The following is a 1,177-nucleotide window of genomic DNA, read 5'->3' on the forward strand; positions in this document are numbered from 1 at the left end:
AAACTCATTTAAATCACTTTGCTATTAAGTACAAATTGATTCTTAGAGCGAACCAGATTGCTTGGCAGGAGCTTAAAAATATGGCAGCTTAAAATTGACCGTGCGTAACATGAGTTATATAAATAAGCCTACTCAATATTAGCCTTTAATACATAAAACTTGTTGCAGTATAAAAACTATTTCAACTAAATCGTTTTGCGAGCGCATTACATCCTCTATTTTTTTATAAGCAGCAGGACTCTCATCCAAAACGTGTTTATCTTTTCTACATTCCACATGTTTAGTAGCTTCTTTATGCTCTGAAAGATTAATTAATTTTTTTGCCTGATGACGCGACATTATCCGCCCAGCACCATGGCTGCAGCTAGTAAAGCTCTCTTCATTACCCAAACCTTTCACTATAAAAGATTTAGCCCCCATGCTTCCAGGAATAATCCCTAATTCATTTTTTTTGGCAGAAACGGCGCCTTTTCTAGTAATGTATACCGACTCTCCGAAATGATTTTCTTGCCTAACGTAATTATGATGGCAATTTACAATATAATTATCTATCCTAATTTTTCTCTTAAAGTAGGCCTCTATGGTGTTAACCACCACATCCATCATAATTTCTCGATTTAATCGCGCATATTTCTGCGCCCAGTTGACTGCGAAAAAATAATCCTCAAAATGTTTTGTTCCCTGCGCAAAGTAGGCCAAGTCTCGATCCGGCAACGCGCCTAACTTATCCCCTAAATCTTTTTTAGCTAACTCAATAAAATAAGTACCAATAAAATTACCAATTCCCCGTGAACCACTATGCAGCATAAGCCAAACTTGCTGGTGCTCGTCCAAGCAAATTTCAATAAAGTGGTTACCGCCACCTAAAGTTCCTAATTGATAAATTTCACTATTTTTCCTTTTCGAATTTAATAGGGGATGCTGATGGGATAAGCTTTTAAAGTCCTCTTTTAACTCCGTTTTCCATACTAAAGCAGCCATCGTCGGAAGGTTATTATCATTCCAGTGATTAAAGCCCACAGGGATTTCCTTTTCTAAAATTAGGCGCAACTTTAATAAATTACTCATGTTACGCACGGTCAATTTTAAGCTGCCATATTTTTAAGCTCCTGCCAAGCAATCTGGTTCGCTCTAAGAATCAATTTGTACTTAATAGCAAAGTGATTTAAATGAGTTT

Annotated in this window: 1 protein-coding gene; it reads right to left on the reverse strand. The window is 36.5% G+C overall.

All coding sequences use genetic code 11. The annotated features are described in order from the left end of the window. Positions 1-138 precede the first annotated feature (138 nt). Complete coding sequence (locus tag ELY15_RS15925; RefSeq protein WP_127101757.1) at positions 139-1,068, reverse strand: RtcB family protein; 930 nt, start codon at positions 1,066-1,068, stop codon at positions 139-141. Between the last annotated feature and the right edge of the window lie 109 nt (positions 1,069-1,177).

This window comes from Legionella sp. km772, assembly GCF_003989735.1.
GTDB lineage: Bacteria > Pseudomonadota > Gammaproteobacteria > Legionellales > Legionellaceae > Legionella.